This window comes from Streptomyces sp. NBC_01497 (assembly GCF_036250695.1).
In the GTDB taxonomy this organism is placed as follows: Bacteria; Actinomycetota; Actinomycetes; order Streptomycetales; family Streptomycetaceae; genus Streptomyces.
Map to the genome: position 1 here is coordinate 6,262,847 of NZ_CP109427.1, position 24,672 is coordinate 6,287,518.

The window sequence follows — 24,672 nt, forward strand, 5'->3', positions numbered from 1 at the left end:
TCGCCCGGTACGCACCGGCAGTCGTGGCGTCCACCTGGGAACACCGGTACCAGGCAAGCCCATGGCCGGACAGGCACACTTGTACCCATGGCGACGGCGGAGTTCGGGCAGGCGGTGCGGCGCTGGCGGGACCGCGTCCCCCCGGAGGCCGCCGGGCTGCCCGCGGGCGGACACCGGCGGGCGGCCGGGCTGCGCCGGGAGGAGCTGGCCCTGCTCGCCGGGATCTCCGTCGACTACGTCACCCGCCTGGAACAGGGCCGGGCCTCCAGCCCCTCGGCGCAGGTCGTCGAGGCCCTGGCCAGGGCGCTGCGACTGCCGGCGGCCGAGCGCGCGCACCTGTTCCGGCTGGCGGGCCTGGCCGCGCCGGGGCCGAAGACCGTCCCGGCCTTCATCTCCCCGAGCGTGCAGCGGCTGCTGGACCGGCTGACCGGGACACCCGTCGCCGTCTACGACGCCTCCTGGACGCTGCTGCTGGCCAACCCGCCGTACGCGGCGCTGATGGGCGACGGGTCGGGTCGGCGGGGCAACGAACGCAACGCCGTGTGGTGGCATTTCGTCGGACCGGGCTCACGGGCCCGGCACACGCCCGCGTCACTGCGCCGGTTCGAGGCCGCGCTCGTCGCCGATCTGCGCGCGGTCGCCGGGCACTACCCGGCCGACCCGCGGCTGCGGCGGCTGGTCGCGGAACTGCGGGAGCACAGCGAGCGGTTCGCCGAGCTGTGGGACTCCGGCACGGTCGGTCAGCACGAGGTCGCGCGCAAGACCATCGACCACCCCGAGGCGGGTCCGGTGACACTGGACTGCGACGTGCTCACCGTCGCGGGCAGCGACCTGCGGATCATGGTCTACACCGCGGAACCCGGCACCGAGGACGCCGAACGCCTCGCACTGCTCACGGTGCTCGGCACCCAGGCGCTCGGCGGCTGAGACCCCCACCTACGGCAGGCTCCGCCCCGCCCTGCCCCGCCTCGCCTCCGCGGAGCCGGCCCCGGGTTCCCACCCCGCAGCCCAGCAGCCCCGCCCCGCAGCCCACCAACCCCAGCCGCAGCACCCGTCCCCATCATCCGCGGCGGGGCGGCGTGCGCTCCAACTCCCGGCGCGCGGGACCGTCCGGCACCAGCGCCACCGCCTCCCGGGCCCGCGCCCACGCCGTACCCCCCGGGTCGGCCCGCGCGAGCAGCCGCGCCAACGCGGCCACCGCCCGCTCGTCGCCCCGCCGCGCCAGGCCCGTCGCGGCCTCCGCCGCCGTCGCGTCGTCCGGGTCGCGCAGCCGCCGCGCCAGCACCTCCCGTACGCGCCCCTCCGCCCCGTCCGTCGCAGCGAGGGCCGTGACCGCCGTCCGCCGTACCGCCGGATCCAGGTCCGTGGCCAGCGCGATCAGCGTGCCGAGGCCCTGCTCGCCCGCGAGCGGGGGAGCGGCCGCGACCCGGCGCCGCACCTCGGGATCCGGGTGGCCCGCATGCCGGGACACGTCGCCCGGCCGGCAGCCGTGCCGCCCCAGGGCCCGCACCACCGCACCCACCAGTGCGGCCGGCGCCGGTGTCCGCGGTGCCGGGACCGCCGCGAGCACCTCCCGCAGCGCCTCCACCGCCCGCCCCGACAGGCCGGCCCGGGCGGGCAGCTCCGCCAGCACGTCGGCCGCGAGCGTGCCGCGCCACTCCTCGGCCGTCCGGCACCAGACAGCCGCCACCTGAAACGTTTCCTCAACGGGCAGCGCGGCCAGCGCCGTCACCGCCTCCCGCCAGTCGTCCCGCGCCGGATCACGGCAGCGCAGCGCCCGCCGCGCCAGCTCCTCGTACCCGGCCCGCACCCCGAGCCCCGCCTCCAGCACCGTCGCCACCGCCGCGTGCCCGGTACCCGCCGCCCGGCCCGCCACCGGGGCGCCGTCCCGCAGCAGCTCCACCGTCACGCTCTCCGCGCCGTCCGCGACCGTCCGCCGTACGACCGTCTCGAAACCCTCCCCGTACGCGGCTGCCAGCCCCTGCCGCAACTCCCGCTCCACATCACGCCCCAGCCAGTGCCTCGCCTCCGCGAGAGCCGCCTCCCGCCCGCCAGGATCACCCGAGCCCGCCCCGTGCCGCAGCAGCGCACGCACCGCCGCGGCCGACCCGCGCCGCGCGGCCAGCACCAGCGGCCGCTCCCCGCCGGGACCCGGCAGGTCCGGGTCGGCGCCGGCCTCCAGCAGCGCCTCCAGCGTGTCCGCGAACCCCTGCACCGCGGCCCACGCCAGCGCCGTGAAGCCGTACGCCTCCCGCAGGTCCACCTCCGCCCCCGCCGCCAGCAGCGCCCGCACCACCTCCGTGTGCCCGCCGCTCGCCGCGCCGCACAGCGGCAGGTCCCCGGCGTCCTCGCCGCACGCCCGCTGCGGATCCGCGCCCGCCGCGAGCAGCAGCCGCACCGCCGAAGGACGGTCACCGACCGCCGCCGCGTACAGGGCCGTACGCCCCTCGGCGTCCACCGCGCACACCGCGCCGGCCGGATCGGCCCGCAGCAGACGTACCAGAGTGTCGTCGGCGCCCCCGAACACCGCCGTGAACAGTTCGTCGTGCATGTCGTCGTCTCAGGATCTTCAGGTGTCGCACTCCAGCACCGTGCGGCACAGCCCGCACCGCGCCCTGACCCGCCCCCGCACCGGTACCCGGATGCGCTGATGGCATGTGGGACATTCGAACGCCACCCGGGGGCCGTCCCGCAGCGCCTCGAACGCGTACGGCGCCGCCGGATCACCCGGCGCGCCGGGATGCTCCAGCGCGTACCTGCGCTCCCGCGCGTAACGGTGCCGGCCCACCCGGCCCGCCGTCGTCAGCGGCGGCTGCCGCTCGTCGCGCAGCGCACGCGCCGCGCCGCGCGTGTACGCCTCGTACCCCTGCGGGCTGGTGAACCAGATCCGCGGGTCCTCCCCGAACACCGCCGCCCGCTTCGCCAGTACGTAACCGAACTCCTCCGGGGTCAGGTAGCCGAGCTTCTGGCTGGAGTCGCGGTCCTCCCGGTACGCGTCCAGCAGCAGCCAGCCCGCCCCCAGGTACGTCGTCGCGGTGTCCGTCAGGATCTCGTTCGCACGGGTGCCGGGGAAGGAGAGCCCCAGCCGGTGCAGCAGCACATGCGTGATCTCGTGCGCCAGCGCGGCCCCGATGTCCCGGCGGTACCTGCGGAACCGGTCGTTCAGCTCGATGAAGTACTCCGGCCCCGCCGTCAGTTCGACACTCGCCGCGTCCTCCATCTCCTGGAAGCTCACCATGATCCGCGCGTCCGGCAGCCCCAGCTGCCGCACCAGCGCGCGGGCCACCCGCTGCGTGCCCAGGTGCAGATCGTCCAGATCGGAGAAGGCCACATCGGCCGGCGCCACACTCGCCGCGTACGCCAGGACGCCGTCGGACGTCAGCCGCCGGTACAGCGCCGTGATGGCCGCCCGGGCGGTGTCGAGATGCGGAAAACCGTGCACGACCCCGGTGCCGTTCGCCACGCCCTGCCCCCTCCACCCGTCCTGCGGGCCCGCCCGTTCCCGTGTCCCCCGAGGCGGCCGGCCGTCCTCCACTGTACGGCGGGGACCCGCGCGCTGCCGGGGCCCTCCTGCGCGGCGCGCTACGGACCCGGCACGGGCCCGGGGACCCGCCGCCCCGTGCGGTGCCGGCCCCTCCTCGAAGGGGGCGGCCGGGGTGGTGCGATCCTCCCTCCTCGAAGGCGCGTCGTACGGGGTGGTGCGGTCCCGGCACTCCGCGGGCCTCCCGCCCCGGGCCTCCCCCCGGGCGGTACCGTCCCGGGGCACCCGGGGCACCCGGGGAGCCCACCGGCCCCGCACGCCCCGAACACCACCCGTCACCGCCCGCAGCCCTCGGCAAGCAGTGCGACGAACCGTGCTGCGCGGGCTGCCCCGCATCGGGCAGCATGGCCCCCATGTCCGTACTGACGCGCGACGAAGCGCGAACCCGAGCCCAGCTGATCGACGTACACCGGTACGCCATCGCCCTCGATGTCACCACCGGCAGCGAGACCTTCGACTCCCGTACCGTCATCCACTTCACCGCACACGCGGCCGGGGACACCTTCGTCGAGCTCAAGCCCGCCACCCTGCGAGCCCTCGCCCTCGACGGGCACGACCTCGACCCGGCGGCACTCGAAGGCAACCGGTACCCGCTCACCGGCCTCACCCCCGGCGAGCACGAACTGCGCGTCGACGCGGACATGCGCTACTCGCACACCGGCGAGGGCATGCACCGCTTCACCGACCCCACCGACGGCGAGACGTACCTCTACACCCAGCTGTTCATGGAGGACGTCCAACGGGTCTTCGCCGCCTTCGACCAGCCCGACCTCAAGGCCGTCTTCGAGATGACGGTCACCGCCCCCGAGACGTGGACCGTCCTCGGAAACGGAGTCGCCACCCACACCGGCGGCGGCCGGTGGACCCTCGCCGCGACCCCCCTCATCTCCACCTACCTCGTCGCCGTCGCCATCGGCCCCTGGCACTCCGTACGCACCGAACACGCGGGCATCCCCTTCGGCATCCACTGCCGCCGGTCGCTGGCCACCCACCTCACCGAGGACGCCGACGAGATCCTCGGTATCACCCGCGCCTGCTTCGACCGCTACCACGAGAAGTTCGAGGAGCCCTACCCGTTCGACTCCTACGACCAGGCGTTCGTCCCCGAGTTCAACGCCGGCGCCATGGAGAACCCCGGACTCGTCACCTTCCGCGACGACTTCGTCTACCGCTCCGCCGTCACCGACACCGAACGCCAGACCCGCGGCATGGTCATCGCCCACGAGATGGCACACATGTGGTTCGGCGACCTGGTCACCCTCGCCTGGTGGGACGACATCTGGCTCAACGAGTCCTTCGCCGAGTACATGGGCTACCAGACCCTCGCCGAAGCCACCCGCTTCCACGACACCTGGGTCGACTTCGCCATCGGCCGCAAGCCCTGGGGCTACGACGCCGACCAGCGCCCCAGCACCCACCCCGTCGCCCCCGAGCACGACGCCGTGCCCGACACCGCGTCCGCCATGCTCAACTTCGACGGCATCTCCTACGCCAAGGGCGCGTCCGCACTGCGGCAACTCGTCGCCTGGCTCGGTGAGAAGGACTTCCTCGCCGGTGTGAACAACCACATCTCGCGGCACAAGTACGGCAACGCCACCCTCGCCGACTTCGTCGACTCCCTCGCCCGCGCCACCGACCGCGACGTCCACGCCTGGGCCGCCGCCTGGCTGCGCACCACCGGCGTCGACACCCTCACCCCGCGCATCACCGGCACCGACACCGACTGGACCCTCACCGTCGGCCACGACGGCAGCCGCCCCCACCGCGTCGCCGTGGCCACCTACGACCTCGACATCGTCGACGCCGGGCGCCTCGTGGCCCGCGACCGCATCGAACGCGACGTGCCCGCCGACGGCGACGGCGCGCCCACCACCCTGCCCGGCCGCCGCCCCGCCCTCGTGGTCCTCAACGACAGCGACCTCACCTACGCCAAGATCCGGCTCGACCCCGGCTCCTGGGACACCGCGCTCAGCGCGCTGTCCTCCGTCCCCGACCCGCTCACCCGCGCCGTCGTGTGGAACGCGGCCCGCGACATGGTCCGCGACGGCGAACTCGCCCCCGCCACCTACCTCGAAGCCGCCCGTGCCCACCTCCCGCACGAGAGCGACCTCGCCCTCGTCCAAGGGGTCCTCACCTTCGCGAGCGGGCAGATCACCGCCCGCTACACCGCCCCCGAGAAGCGGCCCGCCGCCCTCGCCACCCTCACCTCCCTGTGCCGTGACCTCATCCGCCGCACCGAGGACGGCAACGACCCGGGCCTGCGCCTCACCGCCGTACGGCACTTCATCGATACCGCCACCCAACCCGACGGCATCCACGACTGGTTCACCAGTGGCCACGTCCCCGGCGGCCCCGAACTCGACCCCGAACTGCGCTGGCGCGTCCTGACCCGCCTCGCCGTCCTCGGCGCCGCGTCCGAGAAGGACATCGACGCGGAACTCGCCCGCGACCCCAGCGCCAGCGGCCAGGAAGGAGCGGCCCGCTGCCGCGCCGCCCTGCCCGACCCGGCCGCCAAGGACGCCGCCTGGGCCCGCCTCTTCGACGGCGACGACCTCTCCAACTACCTCTTCACCGCCGTCGCCCAGGGGTTCTGGCAGCCCGAACAGGCCGACCTCGTCGCCGGGTTCGTACCCCGCTACTTCCCCGCGGCCGTCGCGCTCGGCGCGCGCAGGGGACCCGCCATCGCGGACGCCGCCGGACGGTACGCCTTCCCCGCGCCCGCCGTCGACGAGACCACACTGCGCCTCGGCACCGAATGCCTCGACACCGCGGACATGATCCCCGCGCTGCGCCGCAAGCTCACCGACCAACTCGACGACCTGCGCCGCGCGCTGCACGTCAGAAAGGCGAGCATCGGCTGACACCGGGCCGCACGCTCCCGCAGCGGGCCCTCAGAGGCCCGCCGCGGGGGGCGCCCACCGGGCCGGTGCCGTACCGCGCATCCCGCGCATCCCCGCGCACCGCACCTCCCGCGCAGCGGCGCCGACCGCTACGCGGTACGCCGGTGCCGTACCGCGCATCCCGCGCACCGGGCGCCGTCCGTCCCGCGCACCGGGCGCCGACCGCGCCCGAGCCGTACCGCGCGCCACCCGTCCCCGGCAGGGCCACCGGCGTCCACCGTGCCGGAGCCGTACCGCGCACCACCGCGCATCCCACGCACCGTACGTCCCCCCGGCCCCGGGCCGGTGGTGGCGTCCGTCCCCACCGGGGCGGACGCCCTCACCCGCGCCGGGCACCGCTGTCCGCCCGACACCCGGAACCGCACAAAACCCGCCAGGGCAATACCCCGTCCGGGTGCCGGTCGTTGGACACGGTGACGCCGTCCACGCAGAAGGGCCAGGATGACCACGCCGCCGCACCCCCCGACACCCGGCACCGCGCTGCCACCGCTCGCGGGCGGCACCCACGGCCCCGACGCGCTGCGGCCCCTCGTCGCCACCGTCCTCGACGCCCTCGCGGCGGGCGCCGCGGAACGCCAGGGCAGGCCCCTGCCCGCCGGGGGCCCCGACGTCACCGCCGCACAGGTCCTCGCCGCCGCCACTCCCGTCCTGCCCGAACTCGGCGCGGGCGCCGGCGAAGCCCTCACCACCCTCGTCCACAGCCTCGCCGCCGGCGCCGCCGACCCCGGACACCCGCTCTGCGCCGCCCACCTGCACACCCCGCCCCTCGCCGTCGCCGTGGCCGCCGACCTCGCCGCCTCCGCGCTCAACCAGTCACTGGACTCCTGGGACCAGGCCCCGGCCGCGGCCGCCCTCGAAGCACTCGTCACCCGCGCCCTCGCCGACGAGGTCTACCGGGATGCCGCCCCCCACCACGCGCCCGCGCCGGACGCCCTCGTCACCACCGGCGGCACCGAGTCCAACCAACTCGCCCTCCTGCTCGCCCGGGAACGCCACGCCCGCACCTGTGGCGGCGTCCAGGTCATCACCGGCGAACACACCCACCACTCCCTCACGCGCGCCGCCTGGCTGCTGGGCCTGCCCGAACCCGTCGCCGTGCCCGCCCCCGGCGGCACCCTCGACCTGGCCGCCCTCGACGACGCCCTCACCACGCTGCGCGGCCCCCTCCTCGTCGCCGCCACCGCGGGCACCACCGACACCGGAGCCATCGACCCGCTCTCCGCCGTCGCCGACCTCTGCGAACGCCACGGCGCGCAGCTCCACGTCGACGCCGCCTACGGCGGCCCCCTGATCTTCAGCAACCGCCGCAAGCACCTCCTCGACGGCCTCGCCCGCGCCCACTCCGTCACTCTCGACCTGCACAAACTCGGCTGGCAACCGGTCGCCGCGGGACTCCTCGCCGTGCCCGACACCGCGCTCCTCGCGCCCCTCGGCCACACCGCCGACTACCTCAACGCCGACGACGACACCGAGGCAGGACTGCCCGACCTCCTCGGCCGCTCCCTGCGCACCACCCGCCGCCCCGACATCCTCAAGATCGCCGTCACCCTGCGCGCCCTTGGCCGCAGTGGACTCGGCTCCCTCGTCGACCACCTCTGCGACACCGCCGAGGAACTCGCGGAAGCCATCGACAAACACCCCCGGCTCGAACTCTACGAACGCCCCACCCTCACCACCGTCCTCTTCCGGCCGGCCGGGGCGCCCGACGCCACCGTCGCCGCCATCCGCCGGACCCTGCTCACCGAGGGCACCGCCGTACTGGGCCGGGCCCGCGCCGGCGGCCGGCTCTGGCTCAAGACCACCCTCCTCAACCCCCACACCACCCCCGACGACCTCACCGGACTGCTGACCCGTGTGGAGGCACTCGGGGACACCCTCCTGGAAGGCAGTTCACCCCGATGACCGGCACCACCCCCGCGCCCCGCCAACCCGGCATCCCCACCCCGGCCACCGCGGCGACAGCATCCGACCGCCACACGGCCCGCACCACCGGCGCCACGCACACCCCCGGCGGTGCACACACCCCCGGCGGTGCACACACCACCGCAGGGACGAACGCCTCCGCAGGGACGAACCTCGACGGAGGGACGAACACCTCAGGCGGGACGAACCCGTTCGGCGCCGGCCACACCACCGGGGACGTACGCACGACCGGGAGCAGGTACGCGACCGGCACCAGGCGGGCCGCCGCAAACGCGGCCACACCGGCCGCCGAGCCGCCCAAAGACCTCGTCGGTATCGGTGTCGGTCCCTTCAACCTCTCCCTCGCCGCCCTCGCCGACGGCATCCCCGGCGGCATCGAAGCGGCCTTCTACGAACAGAACCCCGGCTTCACCTGGCACCCCGGCCTCCTCATCGACGGAGCCACCCTCCAAGTCCCCTTCCTGGCCGACCTCGTGACCCTGGCACAGCCCGCCAGCCCCTGGTCCTTCCTCAGCTACCTCCGCTCCGTCGACCGCCTCTACCCCTTCTACTTCTCCGAGCGCTTCCACATCCAGCGCACCGAATACGACGCCTACTGCCGCTGGGTCAGCGCCAACCTGCCCACACTGCACTTCGGCCACCAGGTCGACGCCGTCCGCTGGAACCACGAACGCGCTCTGTTCGAGGTCGACTTCACCCAACTCGACGCCGACGGCGAAGCCGAGGCACTCGGCCGCACCTACGCCCGCAACATCGCTCTCGGCATCGGCACCAGCCCCCACATCCCCGAACCGCTCAAAACACTCGCCGAAATCCCCTCCGTCCCCGTCATCCACTCCTCCGACTACCTCCACCACCGCGAACAGCTCCTGCGCGCGGGACACGTCACCGTCATCGGCTCCGGACAATCCGGCGCCGAGGTCTTCCTCGATCTGCTGCGCGCCCGCCCCGCCGGCGCCGAACGCCTCCACTGGCTCACCCGCACCGAAGCCTTCGCACCCATGGAGTACTCCAAGCTCGGCCTCGAACACTTCACCCCCGACTACACCCACTACTTCCACGGACTCCCTGAACACACGAGGAACGAACTCGTCCCCCGGCAGTGGCAACTCCACAAGGGCATCGACCACGACACCCTCGCCGCCATCCACGACGAGCTCTACCGCCGCACCCTGGACGGCGGCTGGCCCGACGCCACCCTCACCCCCGGCGTCCACGTCCGCACCGCCGGACGTATCGCCACGAAACAAGTCGAACTCCACCTCGAACACACCGACCAGCGCGCCCGCTCCCGCCTCACCACCGACGCCGTCGTCCTCGCCACCGGCTACCGCGAGCGCCCCGCCGACCGGCTCCTGGCCGGGCTCGACGCCTACATCAGGCGCGACTCCCGCGAACGCCCCCGCGTCGACGCCCACCACCGGATCGTCCTCGACCGCGCCATCACCGGCTCCGTGTACGTCCAGAACGCCGGGACCCACACCCACGGCGTCGGCGCCCCCGACCTCGGACTCGCCGCCTGGCGCAGCGCCGGCATCCTCAACCACCTCACCGGCCTGCCCGCCTACCCCCAGCCCCAGCGCACCGCCTTCACCACCTTCGGGCTCGCCGAAGGCGCTGCGCGCGGCCCCGCCCCCGTGCCCTTGGACCTCGTCCCCCTCGTGGAACCCGCCTGATATTGCCGGACCTCGCCGGCCCCGCCTGATCCGTTCGATCAGCCCGGCCCGCCTGATCCGGAGCGGGCCCCGGCCGCTGCTCCGCCGGACCGTCGTCACCGCGCCGGCCGGCGCAGGCCGCCCGGGAAGAACAGGAATTGACGAGTATTCAGCGGATGTTGGGCGACACGTGACGGGGCGTTTCCCGAAGATCGCTTCGATCAGTGCATGACCCGTGCGCACCGGAACACCCCCGCCCGCTCCCGCACCGACCGCCGCCGTCTGCGACTCGGCGTCGTCACCGCGACCGCCGCCCTCGCCGCCGCCTGGACGCTCCCGGCCCACGCAGCCGACAACGCCGACCCCGGCTTCCAGGTCAAACTGCTGGTCGACCCCACCAAGATCCTCGGGTCATCGGGCACGCCGCTGGCCGCCGCCAACAGCGCCTTCGGCCTCGGCAAGGCATCCGGCGTCGAAGCCGCCGAATACCTCGACTCCAGCAGCCGCCAGCTGGAGAACGAGGGATGGAGCGTCCGCGTCCGCCACGACGATGCCGACGACCAGGTCAAGGAGACCTACAAGAAGCGCTACGCCATCGCGGGCGACGGCACCGACGCCGACGCGCTCGACGACGCCCTCGACCAGGCCGCCGACGACTCCTTCGACGCCGACGAGGAGGACTACGACGCCCAGGTCGACCTCAGTTACAACCAGGCCACCCTCGACTTCTCCGACGACAAGAAGGCCGACGCCGACGGCCTCGGCAGCGGGAAACTCCCGAGCGCCGCGGACGCGCGCGACGACGTCGTGAACGACCTGCCCGGCAAGCTCGACGACCTCGGGTCCAAGAACTTCGCGGCGGACATCCTCGCCGGCGCCCACATCTACGGCCCCGTCGTCCAGACCGACTACCCGGGCACCCTCGCGGGACAGGCAGTCGAACTGCAGATCACACCGATGCACGGCGCCCCCGGCGGCAGCGGCTACTGGGCCGAGATCAGCGCCGACGCCACCAGCCTCCCCAAGGCCGTCGCCCTGCGCACCAGCATCGTCAACGCCCTCAACGCCCACGGCTGGCTCATCCCGCAGAACGCGTTCAAGACCGAGCAGATCCTCGCCACCTACTGACCGTCGAGCAGCCCCGCGCGGCGACAACGGCGCACCGGACACACCGTCCGCCGCACTCGCACCACCCACCGTCCCGTACCGGCCCGGCCCCGGTACCGGCCGTCGTACCGGCCCCGAGCCGGTACGACGGCCCGGGCACACCGACGGCACGACGCCGGTGGCTCCCCCACACCACATGGTCGACGGAGAGTCACGAACACGCCCTGAAACCGCTCATCAGAGCGGCCCTCCGCACACTTCGACACCCCTCAACAACCCTTCACGCAAAGGTTGTTGCGTAGTCATACGACCCCAAACCTCTACCCGGCGGTAAGGTTTACGCTCGGTGGCATGCGCCGAGCGAAAATCGTTTGTACCCTGGGCCCCGCGACCGACTCCTACGACCAGATCAAAGCACTGGTCGAAGCCGGGATGAACGTCGCACGCCTCAACCTCAGCCACGGCACCTACGCCGAACACGAGGACCGCTTCCAGCGCGTACGCAAGGCCGCCGAAGAAGCCGGCCGAAGCATCGGAATCCTCGCCGACCTCCAAGGCCCGAAGATCCGGCTCGGCCGATTCCTCGAAGGCCCCGTACTCCTTGAACGCGGCGACACCTTCACCATCACCGTCGAACCCTGCGCCGGCGACCGCCACACCTGCTCCACCACCTACCCAGGGCTCGCCACCGACGTCACCACGGGTGAGCGCATCCTCGTGGACGACGGGAAAGTCACCCTCGAAGTGACCGCCGTCGACGGCCCCCGCGTCCGCACCACCGTCATCGAAGGCGGCATGGTCTCCGACCACAAGGGCCTCAACCTCCCCGGCGTCGCCGTCTCCGTCCCCGCCCTCTCCGAGAAGGACGTCGAAGACCTCCGCTGGGCCCTGCGCGCCGGCGCCGACGCCATCGCCCTCTCCTTCGTCCGCAGCGGACGCGACATCGAACCCGTCCACCGCATCATGGACGAAGAGGGAACCCGGCGACCCGTCATCGCCAAGGTCGAGAAGCCCCAAGCCGTCGAGAACCTCGACGACATCGTTGCCGCCTTCGACGGAGTCATGGTCGCGCGCGGTGACCTGGGCGTCGAAATGCCCCTGGAACACGTCCCCTTCGTGCAAAAGCGTGCCGTCACACTGTGCAGGCGCAACGCCAAGCCGGTCATCGTCGCCACCCAGATGCTCGAATCGATGATCCAGAACTCGCGCCCCACCCGCGCCGAAGCCTCCGACGTGGCCAACGCCGTCATCGACGGCACCGACGCCGTCATGCTCTCCGGCGAGACCAGCGTCGGGAAATACCCCGTGGAAACCGTCAGCACCATGGCGCGCATCGTCGAAGCGGCCGAAGAGGAGATCCTCTCCAAGGGGCTCCCGCCGCTCACGAAGAACAGCAAGCCCCGCACCCAGGGCGGTGCCGTCGCCCGTGCCGCCGCCGAGATGGGCGACTTCCTCGGTGCCAGGTTCCTCGTCGCCTTCACGGAATCCGGCGACACCGTCAAGCGCCTCGCCCGCTACCGCTCGCCGATCCCCCTGCTGGCCTTCACACCCGACCCCGCGACGCAGGCAGAGCTGAACCTGGTCTGGGGCGTGGAGACGTTCCTCGGCCCGCACGTCGGCTCCACCGACGCGATGGTCGGCCAGGTCGACGAGATGCTCCTGAACCTGGGCCGCTGCGAGCGGGGCGACATGGTGGTGATCACCGCGGGCAGCCCGCCCGGTGTCGCCGGCACGACGAACATGGTGCGCGTCCACCACATCGGCGAGGACGACAGCCCCAAGTAGTCAGGCCCGCCTAGTGTTTCGGCCCGATGTGGGCGTCCATCACCTCGACGGACGCCCGCCGGGCCACGGATATGTTCTGGACGCTGCGGCTGTTGTTGCAGGACTTCCACGCGACACCGACGTGGTCGAGGGCGTCGGTGTACAGGCGCAGCACGTCGGCGGATCTGTTGGTGAAGAAGTACCGCGGATACTCGTACCGCTTCCGGACGCCGCCGGTCACCCTCTCGGTCCAGTTGGTGATCCGGCACCCGTCCGAATGCACCAGCCCCCGGATGAAATCCCAGGGATACGCGTCCACGATGTCCTGCTGCCACTGCTCCAGAACGATCCGCCGCTCGTGTTTCTTGCCGGGCCCGTGCTGGGGGAAGAGGCAGGGCCAGTGGCGGTCGTAGCTGCCCACCTCCACACAGCCCTGCCGCTGGGTGATCCAGACGCCGTTCGTGGGGCGCACGGCCCGGACGGCGCTCCGGCAGAGTGCGATCAGGCCCGGCCAGGTGTCGGCACAGATGATGCGTAACGTATGGCCCTTGCGGCCCTGAGGGCTGACGCAGCCGTCACCGAGGTAGAGCCCGAGAAGGTACGCGTAGGCGACCGGGTCCGAGGGCGGCCGGGGGTCCGGCGCACAGCGGAAGCAGGGCTGCGCCTGTGCGCTCATGCGCGGCCGTGGCTCGGGCCGCCGCTGCCAGGAACGGATCGCCGCACGCGAGACGCCGGTCTGCCGGCTGATCGAGTTGAGGCTCAGTCCCTGCTCGACCAGGGTGAGGACACGGGTGCGTGTCTGCATGTCGTACATAGGCACGACTGTCCACTGCTCGGATACCCGGTCGTGCCGAATTCGCGAAGGGGATCACCGGCGCGAGTGAAGATCAACAAATCGCGACAGACCTGCAAATCGAAGGTAAAGTGCCCTGGGTGGGATTCGAACCCACGCTGTCGGTGGTTTGAGCACCGTGTCTCTACCGCTGGACTACCAGGGCATGCCTAAGAATCGAAGGTTCGCGGGAACCCCCTGTGTCTCAAACATACCGTAGCTCGGTAGGCTCATGGGAGCAGTACCCCGCCGAATCGAGGAGCCCCGTGACCACCCCCGACTCGCCCGAGCCCGTCGAAGACGACGACCCGTCGCACGTTCCTCCGCTGACGACGCGCGTCGTCATCGCCGAGGACGAGGCGCTGATCCGGCTGGACCTCAAGGAGATGCTCGAAGAAGAGGGCTATTCCGTCGTCGGCGAGGCCGGGGACGGGGAGCGGGCCGTGGAGCTGGCGCGCGAGCACCGGCCCGATCTGGTGATCCTCGATGTGAAGATGCCGGTGCTCGACGGTATCTCCGCCGCGGAGCGGATCGCCGCGGAGTCGATCGCGCCGGTGCTGATGCTGACAGCGTTCTCGCAGCGTGATCTGGTGGAGCGGGCGCGGGACGCCGGGGCGATGGCGTACCTGGTGAAGCCGTTCAGCAAGTCGGACGTGGTGCCGGCGATCGAGATGGCGGTGTCGCGGTTCACGGAGCTGCGGGCGCTGGAGCAGGAGGTCGCGGACCTCACGCAGCGGCTGGAGACGCGGAAGCTGGTGGACCGGGCGAAGTCGATCCTGCAGACGCAGTACGGGCTGTCGGAGCCGGCGGCGTTCCGGTGGATCCAGAAGACGTCGATGGACCGGCGGCTGTCGATGCAGCAGGTCGCGGAGGCGGTCATTCAGGACGCCGAGGAGAAGAAGAACAAGTAGGCCGGGCGGGCCCGTGGGCCCGGTGTCGGCAGATGTGCGGCGAGGCCCGTCCCGGGAGTTCTTCTCGGGGCGGGCCTCTTCGCGTGCCGTGCGGCGGGGTGGGTGTTCAGTCCTCGCCGAGGTAGGCCTTGCGGACGGATTCGTCGTGGAGGAGGTCCTGGCCGCTGCCGGACAGGACGATGGTGCCGATCTCCATGACGTGTCCGTGGTCGGCGAGGGAGAGCGCCGCCTGGGCGTTCTGTTCGACGAGCAGGATGGTGGTGCCGCCGGCCTTGAGTTCGGCGATGGTCGCCATGATCTTCTGCATCATGATCGGGCTGAGGCCCATGGAGGGCTCGTCGAGCATGAGCAGTTTGGGCTGCGACATGAGGGCGCGGCCCATGGCGAGCATCTGCTGTTCGCCGCCGGAGAGGGTGCCCGCTGCCTGTTTGCGTCGTTCGCCCAGGATGGGGAAGAGCTCATAGGCGCGCTGGACGTCCTTCTCGATGCCTGCCTTGTCGTTGCGGAGGAACGCTCCGAGGAGGAGGTTCTCCGCGATGGACAGGCGGGGGAAGATGTGGCGGCCTTCGGGGGAGTGGGCGAGGCCGAGCGCGACGATCTTGTGCGCGGGGACGCCGGAGAGGGGTTTCCCGTCGAAGGTGATGCGTCCGCCGGACGGCTTGAGGAGGCCGGAGAGGGTGCGCAGGGTGGTGGTCTTCCCGGCGCCGTTGGTGCCGATGAGGGTGACGACCTGGCCGGCTTCGACGCTGAAGCTGATGCCCTTGACGGCTTCGATCTTGCCGTAGGCGACTTTGAGGTCCTCGACCTCCAGGAGTGCGGTCACTGGTCGTCTCCGTCGGTGGCTTCGGTCTCGGCGGTGGCGTCTTCGTAGGGCGTGCCGAGGTAGGCGGCGACGACGCGTTCGTCGGCCTGGACTACCGCGGGGGTGCCTTCGACGAGTTTTTCGCCCTGGACGAGGCAGGCGACGCGGTCGCAGAGGTTGAAGATGAACCGCATGTCGTGCTCGATGACGAGGACGGCGATGCCCTGGTCGCGGATGGCGAAGACGAGTTCTTCGGTGGTGCGGGTCTCTTGCGGGTTCATGCCGGCGGTGGGCTCGTCGAGGAGCAGGAGGCCGGGGTCGCTGGCGAGGGCGCGGGCGATTTCGAGCTTGCGCTGTTCGCCGTAGGGGAGGTTGCGGGCGAGGTGGTCGGCCTTGTGGGCGAGGCCGGTGAATTCGAGGAGTTCCATGGAGCGGGCGCGTGAGGCGGCTTCCGCTCTGCGGAATCCGGGGCCGCGCAGGATCGCCGACCAGAGGCCCTCTTTGGTCCGGGTGTGGCGTCCGATGAGGACGTTCTCCAGGACGGTCATGTTGGCGAAGAGCCGGATGTTCTGGAAGGTGCGGGCGATGCCGGCTTTGGTGACGAGGTGGGGTTTGGGCGGGAGGACGGTGCCTTTGTAGGTGACTTGGCCCTGCGTGGGGACGTAGAGGCCGGTGAGGCAGTTGAAGAAGGTGGTTTTTCCCGCGCCGTTGGGGCCGATGAGGCCGACGATCTCGCCGCTGCTCACGGTGAGGTCGACGGAGCGTACGGCGGTGAGGCCGCCGAAGCGCATGGTGACGTCGGTGGCCTTGAGGACGGTGGTGGCGGCGGGTGCGTCGGGGGTGGCGGTGGCGGTGGTGCTCATGGTGGTTATGCCTCCGCCTTCGTGACGCCGACGGTGCCCGCGGGGAGTCCGTCCTCGGGGACGTCGAGTTGGCCGGTCTCGTGGAACTCCAGCTGGCTGCGCCGGTTGGGGATGATGCCTTCGGGGCGGAAGCGCATCAGGATGACCAGGGCGACGCCGAAGGCGAGGAGTTCGTAGTTCTGGAGGAAGCCGAGCTTCTCGGGGATGAGGTAGAGGAGTACGGCTCCGAGGATGGGCCCGCCGACGGTGCCCATGCCGCCGAGGACGACGGCGGCGAGGAGGAACGCCGAGTTGGGCGGGGCGGCGCCGGCGAACTGGTACGGCGTCGGCACGACGCTGTAGGTCACGTGGGCGCTGACGGTGCCGGCGAGTCCGGCGAGGGTGGCGCCGAGGGCGAACGCGATGAGCTTCACGCGGAAGCCGTTGATGCCCATGGCGGTCGCGGCTGTCTCGTCCTCGCGGATGGCGACCCAGGAGCGGCCGATGCGGGAGTCCGCTGCGCGCTTGAAGACGAACACCACGATCGCGGTGAACAGCAGCATGAGGAAGAAGTAGTTGGCGAAGCGGCCGATGGTGAAGCCGACGATGTCGTGTGCTTGCCCGAAGTTGAATCCGAAGAAGTTCAGGTCGGGGATGTTGGAGATGCCGTTGGGCCCGTTGGTGACGTCGGGTCCTGAGCTGCCGTCGAGGTTGTTGACGGCGATGCGGAAGATCTCTCCGAATCCGAGGGTGACGATGGCGAGGTAGTCGCCGCGGAGCCGGAGGGTGGGTGCGCCGATGAGGACGCCGAAGACGAGCGAGGCGGCCATGCCGGTCAGGGCGGCGCCCCAGAACGGGAACTGGATGTGGATGCTGGAGTACTGGCTGCCGGAGACGAGCGCCGCGGCGTAGGCGCCGACGCCGAGGAAGGCGACGTAGCCGAGGTCGAGGAGGCCGGTGAGGCCGACGACGATGTTGAGGCCGAGGGCGACGGTGCCGAAGATGAGGATGTTCACGCCGAGGTTGGCGTTGTGGTCGTCGCTCTGGGTGAAGGGGAAGGCCACGGCGGCGAGGAAGGCCATGCCGGTGGCGAATCCCTTGTGGCGCGCGTTGAGTTCGGAGAACCGCTCGAAGAGTCCCGCGGCGTGCAGGGCCCAGGCGGCGAAGATGACGAGGAGCGCGAAGCCGACGAAGGTCTCGCTGTCGTCGTCGTCGATGCCGATGCCGTAGCTGAAGGCGACGAGCGCGAGCGCGGCGCACAGGGTGATGATGACGCGCTGGAGCCAGGCCGCCGGGAGCTTGGGCCGCGGGAGGTCGCCCGGCTTGGCGAAGTACGACCTGAAGCCGGTGCCGGCGTGGGGGAGCGCGAGGGCTCCGAGGACGGCGAGGAGGCCGCCGACGACGGCGACGATGGCGCCGGGGTCGAGGTTGACGAAGCCGCCGAGGTCCACGGAGATCGCGATGGCGGAGAACCAGGTGACGACGAACGCTGAGAGCGCGGCGAGGAACACCGGGCTCGCGGCACGGGCCGGGTTGAGCCAGCGCAGGCCGCGGACGCTCTTGCGGGCGAGGCCGAGGAGGAGGGTGAGGACACCCCCGACGATGGCGATGATCTGGAGGCCCGCGGGGTAGCCGTAGACGGTGAGGTCGCCGGGGAAGTCGCTGGTCCAGGTCCAGGACATGAACCCGGAGACGACGGTGGCGAGGCCGCCGAGGAGGACGAGCGCGTCGGCCGCGGTCTCGGGCAGCGGGAGGACGCCGTGGCGGGGGCCCTGGCCGTCCGTTGCCGGTGCGGGTGTGTTTCCGGTGGTGGCTGTGGTGGTCATGGTTCTCACGCCCTGTCCGCGACGCGTTCGCCGAGGAGTCCTTGTGGTCTCAGCAGGAGTACGAGGATGAGCAGGATGAACGCCCAGACGGAGGCCCAGGCCTGGCCGCCGAACTGTTCCATGCCGGGGATGTTGGAGATGTACGCGGTGGCCATGGCTTCGGTGAGGCCGAGGACGACGCCGCCGAGCATGGCGCCGTAGATGTTGCCGATGCCGCCGAGGACGGCGGCGGTGAACGCCTTGAGGCCGGCCTGGAAACCCATGGAGTAGTCGACGTTGCCGTACTTGAAGCCGTAGGACACGCCCGCGACGGCGGCGAAGAGGCCGCCGATGGCGAAGGCGACGACGATGATGCGGTCGGTGTTGATGCCCATCAGGCGCGCGGTGTCGGGGTCCTGGGCGGTGGCCTGCATGGCGCGGCCGGTGCGGGAGGTCCTGACGAAGAACGCGAGTCCGGTCATGCAGACGATGCCGGCGGCGATGAGGAAGATGTCACCGCTCTGGATGGAGATGGAGCCCAGGTGGTAGGGCCCGAAGGGGAGTTGCGGGAAGGAGCGGTTGGACTTCGCGTCGGGGTACAGGTTGAAGACGACCTGCTGGAGGGCGAGGGACAGGCCGATGGCGGTGATGAGTGGGGCGAGGCGTGGTGCGCCGCGCAGGGGCCGGTAGGCGAAGCGTTCGGCACCGACGGCGATGAGGACGGCGACGAGTGCCCCGCCGACGAGCATGAGGGGAACGGCTATCCACATGGATATGCCGTGGGGGAGCCAGAGGTAGACAGTGAGCGCTCCGAATCCTCCCGTCATGAATATCTCGCCGTGGGCGAAGTTGATGAGCTGGACGATGCCGTACACCATCGTGTAGCCGATGGCGATCAGCCCGTACATCGAGCCGAGGAACAGCCCGTTGGCCAGCTGCTGCGGCAGGGTGTTCACCGCATGGCCTCCATGGGTCAAGGGGTGTGGGTGCGGGTGGTGGTGTGCACGCGCCGCGGGTGACGCGGCGAGCGTGCGGCTGGTCCGGCTACGCCCGGTACCGCGAGGTGTGCGGTACCGGGCGTTCGATGTGTTCTCGGTGGTGCCGGTGGTGCGGGGTGGGTCAGCTGGCGTCGAAGGTGCCGCTCTTGGCGGCGACCCACTTGCCGCCACTGACCTTGTAGACGGTGAGCTGCTTGTTGGTCGTGTCTCCGTACTGGTCGAACTTCACGGGGCCGGCGATGCCCTGGAAGTCGGCGTTCTGGATGGCGCCCACGAGCTGCTGGCGGGCGTCGGAGGGCAGCTTGCCGTCCTTGACGACCTTGGCGACACCGTTGATGACGGCGGTGGCGGCGTCGAACGAGTAGCCGCCGTAGGTGCTGTAGTCGCCGGGGTAGCCCTTGGACTTGTAGGTGCTGATGAAGTCCTTGGCCGCGGCGACGGTGTCGAGGGGCACACCGACGGAGGTGGCGAGGTCGCCCTCGGACTCCTTGCCGGCGGTCTTGATGTACGTGTCGGAGAACATGCCGTCGCCGCCCATGAGCGGGATCTTGGCGCCGACGTCCTTGAGCTGCTTGGTGATCAGCTGGGCCTCGTCGTACTGGCCGCCGTAGTAGAGCATGTCGGCGCCGGAGTTCTTGATCTTTGTGACGAGCGTGGAGAAGTCCTTGTCACCGGTGTTGACGTGGTCCTCACCGATGACCTTTCCGCCGTCCTTGATGAAGTTCTGCTTGAACAGCTTGGCGAGGCCGGCGCCGTAGGTCTGCTTGTCGTCTACGACGTAGGCCTTCTTCTTCTTCAGGTCGCCGGAGGCGTACTGGGCCGCGAACCCGCCCTGGAGGGCGTCGGTGGTGGCGGTACGGAAGTACGTCTTGAAGGGGCGGACCTTGGCGGTCTGCCAGTCCTTGCCCTGGGTCAGCTCGGGCGCCGTGTTGGCGGGCGAGATCTCGGCCATGTTGGCGCTGGCGAAGACCTGCTGCATCGAGGTGGCGACACCCGAGTTGAGCGGGCCGACCGTGGCGATGACGGTCTTGTCGGCGACGAGCTGGGTCGCGTTCTGCTGACCGGTGGCGGGCTGGGCCTTGTCGTCCAGGGCCTTGAGCTTGAAGGTGACGCCGGGCACGGTCTTCTTGGCGTTGGCCTGGTCGATGGCGATCTGGACGCCGTACTGGATGCCGAGGCCGGTGGCGGAGTTCTGCCCCGTGAGGGGCGCGTCGACGCCGATGGTGACAGTGGTGTTGCCGCTCCCCGAGGCGCCGTCGGAGCCCTTGTCGTCGCGGGACCCGCAGGCGGTGAGGGTCAGTGCTCCGGTGGTGAGCACTGTGGTGAGTATGAGCAACGAACGCTGTCGCACGGTGAATCCTCTCCCTGGCGCAGGCTTCCTCGGCTGAGGGGCCATGTTTCTCGCCGGGCCGTTCGGGGTGGTGCCGGTGAAGCGGGACGCGCCCGGCGGCGCGGTAACTGGCCGTGACTCTAGGCGAGGTGGGTCATGTCAGGGGGGCGGCGCGCACATGCTGTGACTTTCTTGTTATGCCGGGACGGGGGCAGCGAGGTGCGTAGTGTGGGCAGATCGGTTGTTTCCGTACAGGGGACCGGTGTTCACATGATGAGAACCCGCAGTTCCACTAAGGGGCTTGGGTGGATCACGGTGCTGTCGCGCGCAGATGGTCCTGATGGCGGCTGTGACGTCGGTGGCGTAGGCGCGGTCGAGTACTTCGGTGTGCTTGCGTATGACGTTTTTCTTACGCAGTGTTACATCCAGGAAAGGCAGACGGACATCGCGCGGGGTGGCGTCGCAGTTCTCCACGGTGATCGCCAACGTGACGTCGCGCGGGCGGTGTTCGGTCACGGTGAAGGGTGAGGCGGGCCGGCTCCGGGTGGCGAGCGCGGTGAAGGGATGGCGCAGCGACTGGACCGTCACGGGCGGGCCCGGAGCGGCCGTGATGCGCAGGCGCACCGTGAAGGTGGGGTCCGCCGGGTCGGTGGGGAGGGTGAGTCCGCGGTACGCGACGGCGTGGATGCCGCCCGGTGTGGGCGTCTTGTCCCTGTCCGAACGGCCCTGGTGCGCCAGGGTGTTGGTGACGGCGTAGCCGACGAGGGCGAGGGCGGCCGCGGCGAGCAGGGCCTGCCGCGCGCGTCGGTGCGGTGTCCGGTGCGTTGTCCGGCGCCCGCCGACGACGTCGGGTGGCGCGGTGTCCGTCGGGTCGGTGCCGTCTTCGTCGGGCTCGGCGCCGTCGCCCTGCTCGACGGGTCCGATCGCGCTCACGGCGCGGACCGCCGCGCGGTGGCGGCCGGGCGGCCGGCGGCCGGCCGCATGGGGGCCGCGCGCGTCGGCGAGGTGATGGGGGGATGCGGCGTGGTCGCCATGGAGGAACGGTAAGCGGTCACCATCGGTCACACAACAGTCGGCGCCGGGACGGGGATTGATCCGTTCCGGCGCCGATCGGGCGTCGCCCCCGCCCGGGTGGTGTCCGCCATGTCGCTCCCGCGCGCGGACGGCGGCGACGTCGCGGGTGCTTCTAGCCGGCGTTCGGCGCGTCGCGCAGCAGGCAGGTCAGGCGCGCGGTGCACACGCGCCGGCCCTGTTCGTCGCTGATGACGATCTCGTGCGTGGTGGTGGACCGGCCGCGGTGCACCGGGGTCGCGACACCGGTGACGGTGCCGGACGACAGGCCCCTGTGATGCGTGCAGTTGAGGTCGACCCCGACGGCGATCTTGGTGCTGCGGCCGTGCAGCATGGCGCCGATGGAGCCGAGGGTCTCGGCGAGCACGGCGGACGCGCCGCCGTGCAGGAGTCCGTACGGCTGGGTGTTGCCCTCGACGGGCATGGTGCCGACGACGCGGTCCGCGGACGCCTCGGTGATCCTGATGCCCATGCGGGTGCCGAGGTGCCCGGCGGAGAACAGCGCCGGCAGGTCGGTGCCGAGCGCGGCGTACTCGTCGACGATGTCCTTCGGCAGCTCGGGGCCGGACGCGTCCGGCCCGTCCGTCTCGTACGTGTCGGCCATGGGCCCGGCTCCGATCCTCTGCGTGATGTTGGCCCGTCTTACTTATCAGACGCGCCGGTCGTGGGCTCGCTCGCGGGTTCGAACCGTACGACGACGGACTTGCTTGCGGGCGTGTTGCTGGTGTCGGCGGTGGCGCCCAGCGGGATGAGCACGTTGGTCTCCGGGTAGTACGCGGCGGCGCAGCCCCGCGCGGTCGGGTAGTGCACGACCCGGAAGTGCGGGGCGCGGCGGTCCACGCCGTCCTTCCACTCGCTGACGATGTCGGTGTACGCGCCGTCGGCGAGGGCGAGTTCCCGGGCGTCCTCCGGGTTGACCAGCACCACGCGGCGGCCGTCCTTGATGCCGCGGTAGCGGTCGTCGAGGCCGTAGATGGTGGTGTTGTACTGGTCGTGCGAGCGCAGGGTCTGCAGCAGCAGGCGGCCGGGCGGCAGTTCGGGGTGCTCGACGGGTGCCGCGGTGAAGTTGGCCTTGCCGGTGGCGGTGGGGAACCTGCGTTCGTCGCGCGGTCCGTGGGGCAGGGCGAAGCCGTTCGGGTCGGCGACGCGCGCGTTGAAGTCCTCGAAGCCCGGCACGACGCGTGCGATGCGGTCCCGGATCGTGGCGTAGTCCTTCTCGAACTCCTCCCACGGCGTGCGGGACGCGGCGCCGAGGACGGCACGCGCCAGACGGGCCACGATGGCCGGTTCGGACAGCAGATGCGGTGAGGCCGGCGCCAGGTTGCCGCGCGAGGCGTGCACCATGCCCATGGAGTCCTCGACGGTGACGACCTGCTTGCCGCCGGCCTGGACGTCCTTGTCGGTGCGGCCGAGGGTCGGCAGGATCAGGGCGCGGGCGCCCGTGACGGCGTGGGAGCGGTTGAGCTTCGTGGAGACGTGCACGGTCAGGCGGGTGGAGCGCATGGCCGCCTCGGTGACGTCGGTGTCGGGCGTGGCCGCGACGAAGTTGCCGCCCATGGCGAAGAAGACCTTCGCCTCGCCGTCGCGCATCGCCTCGATGGAGCGGACGACGTCGTAGCCGTGGTGGCGCGGTGAGGTGATGCCGAACTCGCGGTCGAGGGCGTCGAGGAAGGACGCCGCGGGACGTTCGAAGATGCCCATCGTGCGGTCGCCCTGCACGTTGGAGTGGCCGCGCACCGGGCAGACCCCGGCGCCGGTCCGGCCGATGTTGCCGCGCAGCAGCAGGAAGTTGACGACCTCCCTGATGGTGGGCACGGAGTGCTTGTGCTGGGTGAGGCCCATCGCCCAGCACACGATGGTCCGCTCGGAGGCGAGGACCAGCTCCAGCGCCTTCTCGATGGAAGCGCGGCTGAGGCCGGTGGCGGCGAGTGTCTCGTCCCAGTCCGCCTCGCGGGCGGCCTTGACGAAGTCGTCGTAGCCGTGGGTGTGCTCGTCGACGAACTCCTGGTCGACGGCGCCGGGGGTCGCCAGGATCAGCTTGTTCAGCAGCCGGAACAGGGCCTGGTCGCCGCCGATCCTGATCTGGAGGAACAGGTCGGTCAGGGCCGCGCCCTTCAGGGCGCCCTTCGCGGTCTGCGGGTTCTTGAACCGTTCGAGTCCCGCTTCCGGCAGCGGGTTGACGGAGATGATCCGCGCCCCCGCGTCCTTGGCCTTCTCCAGCGCGGAGAGCATCCGGGGGTGGTTCGTGCCCGGGTTCTGGCCGGCGACGATGATCAGGTCGGCCTGGTGGATGTCCTCCAGGGAGACGCTGCCCTTGCCGATGCCGATGGTCTCCGTGAGCGCGGAGCCGGACGACTCGTGGCACATGTTGGAGCAGTCGGGCAGGTTGTTGGTGCCGAACTCGCGGGCGAACAGCTGGAGCAGGAACGCCGTCTCGTTGCTCGTGCGGCCCGAGGTGTAGAAGAGGGCCTCGTCGGGGGAGGCGAGCGCGCGCAGCTCCTCGGCGATGATCTCGAAGGCCGCCTCCCAGGAGACGGGCCGGTAGTGGCCGTCGTCGTCGGAGCCGGGTGAGGCGTCGCGCTCGAACAGCATGGGCTCCGTGATGCGGCCCTGCTGGCCGAGCCAGTAGCCGCTGCGGGTGGCGAGGTCGGACAGCGGGTGCGCGGCGAAGAACGAGGGCGTCACACGGCGCAGCGTCGCCTCCTCGGCGACGGCCTTGGCGCCGTTCTCGCAGAACTCGGCGATGTGCCGGTGGTCCCCTTCGGGCCAGGCGCAGCCGGGGCAGTCGAAGCCGTTCTTCTGGTTGACCTTGAGCAGGGTGCGGGCGGTGCGGGCCGTGCCCATCTGCCGCTGGGCGATCTGCAGGCTGTGGCGTACGGCGGGGATCCCGGCGGCGGCGTGCTGGGGCGGGGAGACCCGCGGCGCGTCCTGGGCGGGGTCCTGTGCGGGGGGCTTACTGGCCATGGTGCTCTCCCTGTCTGCCGGGCTCCGGGTCGAGAACCCGCACCGCACCGGACGGCGCGAACTGTCTACAATATTCAATGCTCCCACGGGGGCGGTCCGTTGTGATCACGGCCCGCCTGTGACGTGGCCCACCGGCGAAGCGGGGTCCGCCGCTCGCGCGCCCTGGCGGCGACGGCGGCGGCCGGCCGTCCGCCGGGGGCGGCGGGCGGTCGGGAATGTCAGTGGGG

The 24,672-nt window shown here is 71.4% G+C and carries 18 protein-coding genes and 1 tRNA gene; 7 read left to right on the forward strand and 12 right to left on the reverse strand.

Annotation, left to right across the window (positions count from 1 at the left end):
* The first annotated feature begins 87 nt into the window (after positions 1-87).
* Positions 88-927: a helix-turn-helix transcriptional regulator gene (locus tag OG310_RS26445; RefSeq protein ID WP_329458360.1), complete on the forward strand. Its 840-nt coding sequence runs from the start codon at positions 88-90 to the stop codon at positions 925-927.
* A 133-nt stretch (positions 928-1,060) separates the two neighbouring features.
* Here OG310_RS26445 and OG310_RS26450 read toward each other — a convergent pair whose 3' ends face one another.
* Together OG310_RS26450 and OG310_RS26455 are read right to left on the reverse strand one after the other, a co-directional pair.
* A complete protein-coding gene (locus OG310_RS26450) occupies positions 1,061-2,551 on the reverse strand; it encodes an ankyrin repeat domain-containing protein (RefSeq protein ID WP_329458361.1) in 1,491 nt (496 codons plus the stop codon).
* Between the two features lie 18 nt (positions 2,552-2,569).
* A complete protein-coding gene (locus OG310_RS26455; RefSeq protein ID WP_329458362.1) occupies positions 2,570-3,463 on the reverse strand; it encodes a hypothetical protein in 894 nt (297 codons plus the stop codon).
* 431 nt (positions 3,464-3,894) lie between these two features.
* Here OG310_RS26455 and pepN point away from each other — a divergent pair, with 431 nt between their 5' ends.
* The 5 genes from pepN to pyk all read left to right on the forward strand — a co-directional run bounded on the left by pepN (position 3,895) and on the right by pyk (position 12,911).
* Positions 3,895-6,402, forward strand: a complete 2,508-nt coding sequence (pepN, locus tag OG310_RS26460; RefSeq protein ID WP_329458363.1) for an aminopeptidase N — start codon at positions 3,895-3,897, stop codon at positions 6,400-6,402.
* Positions 6,403-6,882: 480 nt separating this feature from the next.
* On the forward strand, positions 6,883-8,343 hold the full coding sequence (locus OG310_RS26465; protein WP_329458364.1) for a pyridoxal phosphate-dependent decarboxylase family protein: 1,461 nt from the start codon (positions 6,883-6,885) through the stop codon (positions 8,341-8,343).
* A complete protein-coding gene (locus OG310_RS26470; RefSeq protein ID WP_329458365.1) occupies positions 8,340-10,040 on the forward strand; it encodes a lysine N(6)-hydroxylase/L-ornithine N(5)-oxygenase family protein in 1,701 nt (566 codons plus the stop codon). The genes OG310_RS26465 and OG310_RS26470 overlap by 4 nt, the downstream gene beginning before the upstream one ends.
* Positions 10,041-10,247: 207 nt before the next feature.
* On the forward strand, positions 10,248-11,147 hold the full coding sequence (locus OG310_RS26475; protein ID WP_329458366.1) for a hypothetical protein: 900 nt from the start codon (positions 10,248-10,250) through the stop codon (positions 11,145-11,147).
* A 330-nt stretch (positions 11,148-11,477) separates the two neighbouring features.
* Positions 11,478-12,911 (forward strand): pyruvate kinase, encoded by a 1,434-nt coding sequence (pyk, locus tag OG310_RS26480; RefSeq protein WP_329458367.1) that lies wholly within the window; start codon positions 11,478-11,480, stop codon positions 12,909-12,911.
* A gap of 10 nt (positions 12,912-12,921) precedes the next feature.
* Here pyk and OG310_RS26485 read toward each other — a convergent pair whose 3' ends face one another.
* Together OG310_RS26485 and OG310_RS26490 are read right to left on the reverse strand one after the other, a co-directional pair.
* Positions 12,922-13,704 (reverse strand): transcriptional regulator, encoded by a 783-nt coding sequence (locus OG310_RS26485; RefSeq protein ID WP_329458368.1) that lies wholly within the window; start codon positions 13,702-13,704, stop codon positions 12,922-12,924.
* Positions 13,705-13,815: 111 nt separating this feature from the next.
* Positions 13,816-13,888: transfer RNA gene (locus OG310_RS26490), tRNA-Leu, on the reverse strand.
* 100 nt (positions 13,889-13,988) lie between these two features.
* Here OG310_RS26490 and OG310_RS26495 point away from each other — a divergent pair.
* Positions 13,989-14,633: an ANTAR domain-containing response regulator gene (locus OG310_RS26495; protein ID WP_329458369.1), complete on the forward strand. Its 645-nt coding sequence runs from the start codon at positions 13,989-13,991 to the stop codon at positions 14,631-14,633.
* A 106-nt stretch (positions 14,634-14,739) separates the two neighbouring features.
* On the opposite strand, the gene OG310_RS26500 is transcribed toward OG310_RS26495, so the two are convergent.
* The 8 genes from OG310_RS26500 to OG310_RS26535 all read right to left on the reverse strand — a co-directional run bounded on the left by OG310_RS26500 (position 14,740) and on the right by OG310_RS26535 (position 24,445).
* Positions 14,740-15,456 carry an ABC transporter ATP-binding protein gene (locus OG310_RS26500; RefSeq protein WP_329458370.1) on the reverse strand — a complete coding sequence of 239 codons (717 nt, stop codon included), beginning with the start codon at positions 15,454-15,456 and terminating at the stop codon, positions 14,740-14,742.
* Entirely contained in the window at positions 15,453-16,298 is an 846-nt protein-coding gene (locus OG310_RS26505) for an ABC transporter ATP-binding protein (RefSeq protein ID WP_329458371.1), read from the reverse strand. Before OG310_RS26505 ends, OG310_RS26500 begins: the two co-directional genes overlap by 4 nt.
* A gap of 5 nt (positions 16,299-16,303) precedes the next feature.
* On the reverse strand, positions 16,304-18,103 hold the full coding sequence (locus tag OG310_RS26510) for a branched-chain amino acid ABC transporter permease (RefSeq protein WP_329458372.1): 1,800 nt from the start codon (positions 18,101-18,103) through the stop codon (positions 16,304-16,306).
* A gap of 5 nt (positions 18,104-18,108) precedes the next feature.
* On the reverse strand, positions 18,109-19,038 hold the full coding sequence (locus OG310_RS26515) for a branched-chain amino acid ABC transporter permease (RefSeq protein WP_329458373.1): 930 nt from the start codon (positions 19,036-19,038) through the stop codon (positions 18,109-18,111).
* Positions 19,039-19,201: 163 nt separating this feature from the next.
* Entirely contained in the window at positions 19,202-20,416 is a 1,215-nt protein-coding gene (locus tag OG310_RS26520) for a branched-chain amino acid ABC transporter substrate-binding protein (RefSeq protein WP_329460395.1), read from the reverse strand.
* 189 nt (positions 20,417-20,605) lie between these two features.
* Positions 20,606-21,343: a hypothetical protein gene (locus tag OG310_RS26525; protein ID WP_329458374.1), complete on the reverse strand. Its 738-nt coding sequence runs from the start codon at positions 21,341-21,343 to the stop codon at positions 20,606-20,608.
* 253 nt (positions 21,344-21,596) lie between these two features.
* A complete protein-coding gene (locus tag OG310_RS26530; protein ID WP_329458375.1) occupies positions 21,597-22,085 on the reverse strand; it encodes a hotdog fold thioesterase in 489 nt (162 codons plus the stop codon).
* Positions 22,086-22,123: 38 nt separating this feature from the next.
* Complete coding sequence (locus tag OG310_RS26535) at positions 22,124-24,445, reverse strand: FdhF/YdeP family oxidoreductase (protein WP_329458376.1); 2,322 nt, start codon at positions 24,443-24,445, stop codon at positions 22,124-22,126.
* Positions 24,446-24,672 lie beyond the last annotated feature (227 nt).

Bases quoted from the DNA above. Each gene is read 5' to 3' on its own strand.
- OG310_RS26530 (WP_329458375.1), bottom strand. From the start codon at position 22,085: ATGGCCGACACGTACGAGACGGACGGGCCGGACGCGTCCGGCCCCGAG.
- OG310_RS26510 (WP_329458372.1), bottom strand. From the start codon at position 18,103: ATGACCACCACAGCCACCACCGGAAACACACCCGCACCGGCAACGGAC.
- OG310_RS26475 (WP_329458366.1), top strand. From the start codon at position 10,248: ATGACCCGTGCGCACCGGAACACCCCCGCCCGCTCCCGCACCGACCGC.
- OG310_RS26450 (WP_329458361.1), bottom strand. From the start codon at position 2,551: ATGCACGACGAACTGTTCACGGCGGTGTTCGGGGGCGCCGACGACACT.
- OG310_RS26445 (WP_329458360.1), top strand. From the start codon at position 88: ATGGCGACGGCGGAGTTCGGGCAGGCGGTGCGGCGCTGGCGGGACCGC.
- OG310_RS26505 (WP_329458371.1), bottom strand. From the start codon at position 16,298: ATGAGCACCACCGCCACCGCCACCCCCGACGCACCCGCCGCCACCACC.
- pepN (WP_329458363.1), top strand. From the start codon at position 3,895: ATGTCCGTACTGACGCGCGACGAAGCGCGAACCCGAGCCCAGCTGATC.
- OG310_RS26535 (WP_329458376.1), bottom strand. From the start codon at position 24,445: ATGGCCAGTAAGCCCCCCGCACAGGACCCCGCCCAGGACGCGCCGCGG.
- OG310_RS26470 (WP_329458365.1), top strand. From the start codon at position 8,340: ATGACCGGCACCACCCCCGCGCCCCGCCAACCCGGCATCCCCACCCCG.
- OG310_RS26465 (WP_329458364.1), top strand. From the start codon at position 6,883: ATGACCACGCCGCCGCACCCCCCGACACCCGGCACCGCGCTGCCACCG.
- OG310_RS26485 (WP_329458368.1), bottom strand. From the start codon at position 13,704: ATGTACGACATGCAGACACGCACCCGTGTCCTCACCCTGGTCGAGCAG.
- pyk (WP_329458367.1), top strand. From the start codon at position 11,478: ATGCGCCGAGCGAAAATCGTTTGTACCCTGGGCCCCGCGACCGACTCC.